At 39.7% G+C, this 6,343-nt stretch carries 9 protein-coding genes; 6 read left to right on the forward strand and 3 right to left on the reverse strand.

The window, feature by feature from the left end:
* Nucleotides 1-159: 159 nt before the first annotated feature.
* Nucleotides 160-639, forward strand: coding sequence for a TlpA family protein disulfide reductase (locus LY11_RS02895; RefSeq protein WP_111632209.1), 480 nt, complete (start codon nucleotides 160-162; stop codon nucleotides 637-639).
* A 4-nt stretch (nucleotides 640-643) separates the two neighbouring features.
* On the opposite strand, the gene LY11_RS02900 is transcribed toward LY11_RS02895, so the two are convergent.
* Nucleotides 644-823, reverse strand: coding sequence for a hypothetical protein (locus tag LY11_RS02900; protein ID WP_111632210.1), 180 nt, complete (start codon nucleotides 821-823; stop codon nucleotides 644-646).
* A 14-nt stretch (nucleotides 824-837) separates the two neighbouring features.
* Complete coding sequence (locus LY11_RS02905) at nucleotides 838-1,230, reverse strand: (deoxy)nucleoside triphosphate pyrophosphohydrolase (RefSeq protein ID WP_111632211.1); 393 nt, start codon at nucleotides 1,228-1,230, stop codon at nucleotides 838-840.
* Between the two features lie 72 nt (nucleotides 1,231-1,302).
* Here LY11_RS02905 and LY11_RS02910 point away from each other — a divergent pair, with 72 nt between their 5' ends.
* Nucleotides 1,303-1,929: a hypothetical protein gene (locus LY11_RS02910; RefSeq protein WP_111632212.1), complete on the forward strand. Its 627-nt coding sequence runs from the start codon at nucleotides 1,303-1,305 to the stop codon at nucleotides 1,927-1,929.
* A 111-nt stretch (nucleotides 1,930-2,040) separates the two neighbouring features.
* Entirely contained in the window at nucleotides 2,041-2,820 is a 780-nt protein-coding gene (locus tag LY11_RS02915; RefSeq protein ID WP_111632213.1) for an SDR family oxidoreductase, read from the forward strand.
* On the opposite strand, the gene LY11_RS02920 is transcribed toward LY11_RS02915, so the two are convergent.
* Nucleotides 2,813-3,466 (reverse strand): DUF6266 family protein, encoded by a 654-nt coding sequence (locus tag LY11_RS02920; protein ID WP_111632214.1) that lies wholly within the window; start codon nucleotides 3,464-3,466, stop codon nucleotides 2,813-2,815. The two genes, LY11_RS02915 and LY11_RS02920, sit on opposite strands and share 8 nt — an antisense overlap.
* A gap of 678 nt (nucleotides 3,467-4,144) precedes the next feature.
* On the opposite strand from LY11_RS02920, the gene LY11_RS02925 reads away from it, so the two are divergent.
* The 3 genes from LY11_RS02925 to LY11_RS02935 form a co-directional block, all read left to right on the forward strand.
* A complete protein-coding gene (locus LY11_RS02925; protein WP_111632215.1) occupies nucleotides 4,145-4,921 on the forward strand; it encodes an SDR family NAD(P)-dependent oxidoreductase in 777 nt (258 codons plus the stop codon).
* Nucleotides 4,922-5,196: 275 nt separating this feature from the next.
* A complete protein-coding gene (locus LY11_RS02930) occupies nucleotides 5,197-6,003 on the forward strand; it encodes a phytanoyl-CoA dioxygenase family protein (protein ID WP_111632216.1) in 807 nt (268 codons plus the stop codon).
* Between the two features lie 64 nt (nucleotides 6,004-6,067).
* A partial coding sequence (locus tag LY11_RS02935; RefSeq protein ID WP_111632217.1) for an ISAon1 family transposase N-terminal region protein occupies nucleotides 6,068-6,343 on the forward strand: 276 nt, incomplete at its 3' end.

The following is a 6,343-nucleotide window of genomic DNA, read 5'->3' on the forward strand; positions in this document are numbered from 1 at the left end:
GGATGGTCCCCGTTTCTTTTTCCAGTAAAAATTAATTTTCTTATCATTTCCGACAATCCCAATTATTATTATATTTGATTACCTGAACAATAGTCATGAAGCCCTGTATCAATGCGCCTGGCATCCTAACTATTGACTATTGAAAAACATCTGATCCTTATGAAAAAATACTTATTCGGCTTTTTGATAGCCTTCCTTTCTCTGACTGCTGCAGCACAAATGCCAGCTACTGATATTCCGAATTTCCAGTTCTATAAAGCAGATGGAAAAGCCTTCACGAAAGCACAGATTGTTCCGGCACACAAATCTCTTTTTGTATTTTTTGATGCTACCTGTGTGCATTGTCAAAAAACAATGCTTGAACTCTCTAAGAAATACAATGACTTAAAAAACCTGAATATCTATCTTGTTTCCCTTGATCAGCATATTACCATGAATGATTTCATGAGTAAATACGGTAAGAACCTGGTTGGAAAGAAAAATGTATTGCTGCTGGAAGATCGCGATCATGTATTTATCCCATTATTTCAGCCTACAAAATACCCCTCTTTGTTTTTATACTCTCCAAAACATGCGCTTACCTTCAAAACAAGCGGTGACACTGAGTTGCCCAAGCTTTTTGCAGCTATCGCAAAATAAAGAATTACTCCCTGTTTTCTATAACGGGTACAGTTTTGTGCAATGCAGCACTACGTTGAGGCGTTCTGCTGCATTGACCTAAAGCAACATAAATAAGGACGAAAATAAGGATGGTAGACAGACAGCCTCCGCCAAGTTTTTTAGCGCCCCAGCCTGCGATGATTGTTTTGAAAAATGAGTTCATAATATAGATTTTCTTTACAACATCATTTCATCCATAAAGTTTTTTACGATTGGAATATCTGCTGCTGCCCAGTCCAGTTTCATTAATTCATCAGGAAACAACCACTGAAAAGCAGCATGTTCAGTCAATTTGATTTCTCCTGTGAGCAGCTCACACTGAAAAGGAAGCAAGCGGATAACCTGTTTACCCTGGTCATAAACAGAAGGCTCCATCTTTTTCACCACACGGATTTCCACCCCCAGTTCCTCCCGGATTTCCCGGATCAGGCAATCTTCAGCAGTTTCGCCCGGCTCCACTTTCCCCCCGGGAAACTCCCATTTAAGCGGCAACTGCATCGTCAAACTTCTTTGAGCGACCAAAACTTGTCCGTTCTGACTAATAATCAGGGCACAGGATACATCTATCATCACGCTAAAATATTAAAAAAATCTGCCAAGGGCGATAAGAATCCCCCCCTGGTCGGCAAATAACCTTTGCTCATGGATGAACAGGCTGATACACCGAATGATGGCACCTGGTTTGGAATAACCTCAGCAGATAACACAACCACACAAATGAAAAAAATTGTATTAGCTGTCATTATCGGAGTAGCTTCGTTTAGCAGCATCAAAGCCAGTGCACAAATAAGTCTGAATATAAATATAGGATCTCAACCTGCCTGGGGACCTACAGGATATAACCATGTTGATAACTACTATCTGCCAGATGTAGATTCTTATTATAACGTGTCTTCACAAAACTATACTTACCTGGTCAATGGAAAATGGGTATCCAAAAGGACTTTACCAGCCAGATACAGCAATTATAATTTGTACAACGGTTATAAGGTAGTCATGAATACGCCGAACCCCTATTTAAATCATGTCCAAAACGTTAAACAATATGGTAAATACAAAAATTACCATGGTAAACAGGGAAATATCAGGGATAGCAAAGACAAAAGGTACGTTGCTGCAAGAAATAACAGACCGGGTCAAAATGTAAGTCCCCGTCCCAATGAAAGATCGCAAATGAAAGGCAGAACTGGCCATGAGCAGGGAAACGGAAGGGATGACCACAGAGGAAATAACAATAACCAGCCACAAAGAGGTGGTAGAGAAAGATAACACGCACACACAATTAAAATTGCCGGCCTTACACAAGGGCCGGCTTTTTTTTGATATTTTTACCTGTAAGCCTGTTGATGGTACGGGTATAACCTAATTAATCTGATTACAATGAACTTATCTCTTTTAAATAAAACCGCAGTAATTTGCGGAAGTACACAGGGTATCGGATTGGCTACAGCCATTATTCTTGCCCGCTTAGGTGCAAACTGTGTTTTAATCGCAAGAAATGATGAATCATTAATCAATGCTTTAAAGGAATTGCCATTAGCTGATGGACAACAACATGCCTATGCCGTTGCAGATTTCTCCGACCCGGCAACGGTCAGTACTGCAATCCAAAAAATCGTTGCAGCCGATCAGGTAGAAATTCTGATCAATAACAGTGGCGGACCAAAACCCGGCCCGATTACAGCAGCATTAACCGATGATTTTGAACAGGCTTTCAGTCAGCACCTGGTTTGTAATCATATATTAGTTCAGGCAGTTTTGCCCGGAATGAAAGCAGCAGGTTATGGACGGATCATCAACATTGTCTCCACTTCGGTAAAAACACCTCTTCCGAATCTTGGCGTATCCAATACGATCAGGGCTGCCGTAGCTGGTTGGGCAAAAACCTTATCAAATGAAGTGGGAGAATATAATATTACAGTGAACAATGTATTGCCGGGTTTAACGCAGACCACGCGGTATACAAAACTGCTGGATAGTCTTTCTGATGCCACCAATAAGGACGACGTAGAAAAACAGCTAACCAATTCCATTCCTATGAAAAGAATTGGACAGCCGGAAGAAATCGGAAATGTAATTGCTTTCCTTGCTTCACCCGCTGCTTCCTACGTTACAGGAGTTAGTATTCCAGTAGACGGGGGAAGAACTCCAGCTATTTAGCCACTTTATCCCACGAAACCTCTCCAAGATAAACACTGTCAGAAATACTTTTATAATCATCTGAGACAAAGGATAGATACAAATGTGCGTTGCGCATTCTAGCACTCCTGTTCAGGTTGAACTTATAAGTACCCGCTGATCTTCTGACCGAGGTGGTAAAAATACGGGTCTTACCGTTTTCCCCCGGAAAATAGGCCAATAGCAATACCTGGTCATCCTGATGTGTTTTCCCGTTAATGACCTGAGTATCCCAGCTCACTTTAAGTCTGTCGGTCAGGAGACTGGCTTTTGCCTTCTCTACAATGGGCATCTTTCCTTTGGTGACCAGTATTTTTGCATAATCAATTGCGATGTCCGGAAATGTACCTGTAACGTGTTTTCGGTTATATTTAAGCGCGTGATTGAATGAATTAGCTGACGTACCTTTAGCTTCTAATTCAAAACCGACTTTGAGAAACCCCTTGATGTCCTGTAAAAAAACATTCATCTTTTTAAGCGCCATCCTTGAATTCAGCTGATTATTTGTGGGTTTTTTATAGGATATACCTATAGTTCTGGCAACTATCTGTCCTGCAAGAGGATAAATAACCATATTTCCTATTCTTCCAGTGAATGTTCCTAAATAACTGTTTGTAACAATAGCCATAACTTTTTATTAAGGTGAAAAATGCTGTGAATATTAATCAAAGGGGTTTTACCGTATATTTTAACAATTAATAAACTATTAAATAAATACAGAACAAAAACAAGTTACATAAAAAAATCAATTAATACATATTTATTTATGTTAACTGATTAGAAAAACAAAAATCAAGCTCTTAACCCGTTGAGAATAGTTTCAGTTATAGTTAAACAGTACTCTGCTTAACCTTTCTAACGACCTTAAAATGTCGTTGCAATGAGGTTGGAATGACTGTGGTCATTGCAAGGTCATTCCAACGTCATTCCAACCTCATTCCAATGTCGTTTCAAGGCACTATCCAACCCGGTTTCAACACCTGTTCTATACGCCAAGGCCACGCTTTTAAAAACCCGACACTATTTTCAGGAATCCAGCTTCAATTTCACCAAAACCCAAACAGGTTATCCATATAAACAAAACACTGAACATCAACTACTTAACATATTTATCAACAATTATTGTCAATAAGTACGATTCTGATACCCAAACAGATACTTTTAACTGCAAAAACTGTATTCCAACCCCATCTTCTGGCACTTACCCACAATAAACATGGCGTAACCAACAGTTTATCAACAGTTAATGTGGATAAACTGTTAACTCCAAAAAAAATACTATTTTACACCCGATTACAGATCTTTTATGAATGAATACGCTTTAATAACTGGTGCAAGTAAAGGAATAGGAAAAGCTATAGCACTTTCACTGGCCAGTTCCGGTTATCATTTACTGCTTGTTGCGCGCAATGAAACTGAACTTCAGCTGCTTTCACAAAGTATTGAACAGGAATATAAAGTTAAGGCACATTATTTATCTGCCGATCTCTCGCTCAGTACATCCGCTAACCAGGTAAAAGAGTGGTGTACGGGTATCACTTCAGATTTATCCATCCTGATTAACAATGCTGGTTATGGATTATGGGCAGATTTTGAGGTTTTAAGTCTTCCCGAACAACTCAATATGCTCAAGTTGAATATAGATGCAGTCATTGAACTGACCCACCACCTGTTACCAGTTTTAAGGAAACAAAAACAGTCCCACATTTTAAATATATCCAGTACAGCTGCCTACCAGGCCGTGCCCACCCTCGCGCTTTATGCCGCCAGTAAATCTTTCATACTTTCTTATAGCCGTGCCCTGCGCTATGAATTAAAAGATAGTCCGGTTGCTGTTTCTTGTTTATGCCCCGGCCCCACGGCCACCGGATTTTCAAGCCGCGCCGGAATGGATGCTTTAGCAGAACTTGCAGAAAAATTCAACATGACTTCAGCAACTGTGGCAGAAGCAGGCTTAAAAGGTATGTTCAAAAAGAAAGCTGAAATCATCCCGGGCTTCTTAAATAAGGTTTCTGTTTTTGGAACCTGGCTACTTCCTAAGGCATTGATTGAAAGCATTACAGCAGGATTATACAAGCAATAAAAAAAGAATCAATATTTATTTTCAAATATTTTTATAAACAGAATATTTTCCTACATTTGTAATGTATACTAAAATGGTATACATTATTATATATGATCAACAACCTTACCCATAGCGCGCATATCATGCGAATGCCCCTCTCTCCAGGGGCAGGTTGTTGCTATTGTTGTTGTTAATCCACTGAAAAAATTTCACTGATTAATACCCTTAACACCTGCTAATTCCCGCAGCAGGATTTGCTATACCCTATTTTCAACCTCTAAACCTCAGCAACCATGAATACTTCTTATACCAGATTCACTTTAGGCGAAACCATTACTGATGAACAGCGTTACTTTTTCAATAAAAATGGCTTCATTCATTTTAAAAACTTCATTCAGCCAGAAACGGTAAATGACATTATACAGGCTTCTTTAAAAGTCCAGCAGCATTGGATTGAACAGGAAAAAATTAAAGTAAACGGTATCCCTATTAAATATGGTAAAGACCTTGACGGTTCAGCTATTGTGCAGCGCTTTGCCTTTTTGAATCAGCAACACCCATTGTTTGCCGGGTTGACCCATGATCCGAGGTTTGATACTTTATTAAGTCTGATCGGCCCGGGTGCAAGATTAGGTACGGAAGAAAAAGATGGAATGGTTTTGAATCATTATGTCAATGGGCCGAAAAGTAAGTTTACGCAAATGGGATGGCATACAGATGGTTTACGTGACATCTTTCAGGGGCAAAAATTAAATCCGATGTTGAATGTGGGGATTCATCTGAGTAGTCTGAAACCAGAAAATGGCGGATTAAGGGTGCTGCCAGGAACACATAAACAGAGTCTTTACCAGTTGTTATTCCGTAAGAAATATTTCTTAGACCATAAAGCCGATTTAAAGGAAGTAGCGATTGTGCCTGAAGCCGGAGATCTGACTATTCATGATGGCCGTTTATGGCATCGTGTTGCTCAATCTGCTATCAGCGGAGAACAAAGCCGCAGAAGGGTGATCTATTTGCCAATCATTGCAGGTAAATATGAGCCTAAACATGAGAACAGCCCTACTGCATTTTATCAGCGTTTTGCTAAACTTGTTAAATAGGGATCAATACCAAAACTTGTGGGGAAGCGTGAAAATTTTTAGTTTTGGGCTTTGAATTTTACAGATGTTATCAAGTTACGAAGAGCTCCTACGTTTATTATTACCCGAGTTTATATTAGAGAATTTTGAGTTGAAATCTGCTCGTAAAGAGCGTGATATTTTACATATTGATCTGGAAGAGCTGAATTCTATTCCAGTGGCATTTGAAAAGGATAAGCTGGAGTCCAAAGGTTTCTTTCCTACCATCACCGTCCAGGATTTCCCCATGCGCGGACATCAGGTCTTTTTTCATATCAAACGACGCAGATGGCTGAACCATACCACAGGAAAAGTGGCTTAC

It is taken from the genome of Pedobacter cryoconitis (assembly GCF_003259615.1).
GTDB classification, from domain to species: Bacteria; Bacteroidota; Bacteroidia; order Sphingobacteriales; family Sphingobacteriaceae; genus Pedobacter; species Pedobacter cryoconitis.

Excerpts from the sequence above, each read along its gene's own strand:
- LY11_RS02895 (WP_111632209.1), top strand. The coding sequence starts at position 160 with ATGAAAAAATACTTATTCGGCTTTTTGATAGCCTTCCTTTCTCTGACT.
- LY11_RS02900 (WP_111632210.1), bottom strand. The coding sequence starts at position 823 with ATGAACTCATTTTTCAAAACAATCATCGCAGGCTGGGGCGCTAAAAAA.
- LY11_RS02905 (WP_111632211.1), bottom strand. The coding sequence starts at position 1,230 with ATGATAGATGTATCCTGTGCCCTGATTATTAGTCAGAACGGACAAGTT.
- LY11_RS02910 (WP_111632212.1), top strand. The coding sequence starts at position 1,303 with ATGGATGAACAGGCTGATACACCGAATGATGGCACCTGGTTTGGAATA.
- LY11_RS02915 (WP_111632213.1), top strand. The coding sequence starts at position 2,041 with ATGAACTTATCTCTTTTAAATAAAACCGCAGTAATTTGCGGAAGTACA.
- LY11_RS02920 (WP_111632214.1), bottom strand. The coding sequence starts at position 3,466 with ATGGCTATTGTTACAAACAGTTATTTAGGAACATTCACTGGAAGAATA.
- LY11_RS02925 (WP_111632215.1), top strand. The coding sequence starts at position 4,145 with ATGAATGAATACGCTTTAATAACTGGTGCAAGTAAAGGAATAGGAAAA.
- LY11_RS02930 (WP_111632216.1), top strand. The coding sequence starts at position 5,197 with ATGAATACTTCTTATACCAGATTCACTTTAGGCGAAACCATTACTGAT.